Raw genomic sequence first — 584 nt, forward strand, 5'->3', positions numbered from 1 at the left:
AGATCTGCTGGATGCCCGATGGAACCTCGGCCGATTCCTCGACGCCGATCTCCTCGGCGACGATCGCGCGAAACTCCTGCTGGTAGTACTTCCACGACGGCGCGGTGTCGCGATAGATCGCCGCGACGCCGGCAACCAGGGTCAGTGTGCCGGCCACCAGTAGGAAGATCTGTTCGCGTTTCCCTACTCTTTTGAACATCGTGTCCTCGGCGCAGCTACATCTGACCGGGATGCTCGGGCCATGCCTGCCAGGGCCAGTAGAAAACCCAGTTGGGACCGCGCAGGGCGGTGCCGATATACGTCAGCAAGATGAAGGCGACGATGAACGCGCAGAACGCCGCGATCGCGGCGCTGCGTGTCGACGACGTGACCTTGTTCACGACGAAGTAGAGCACCGCGCACAACACCAGCAGTAGCGTCGCTGGGTTGATCAGGTCGAAGAAGGCCTGGCTCTCCATCCCGCTGAACAGGCTGCGCACCGGGAACAGGATCGAGCTGGCCACGCAGAAGGTCGTGGCCAGGGCCCCGTAGGCGAATCCGACCAGGCCCCAGCGTTGCCCCGGCCGGTCGGTGAACCACAGGCC

The 584-nt window shown here is 63.9% G+C and carries 2 protein-coding genes; both read right to left on the reverse strand.

Annotated features, from left to right (window positions below; all coding sequences use genetic code 11):
* Positions 1–199: hypothetical protein (locus tag GY725_04790; GenBank protein MCP4003493.1), on the reverse strand; the 199-nt coding region annotated here is incomplete at its 3' end.
* Positions 200–215: 16 nt separating this feature from the next.
* Positions 216–584 (reverse strand): hypothetical protein (locus tag GY725_04795; GenBank protein ID MCP4003494.1); only part of this gene is annotated, 369 nt, incomplete at its 5' end.

Source organism: bacterium (assembly GCA_024226335.1).
GTDB lineage: Bacteria > Myxococcota_A > UBA9160 > SZUA-336 > SZUA-336 > JAAELY01.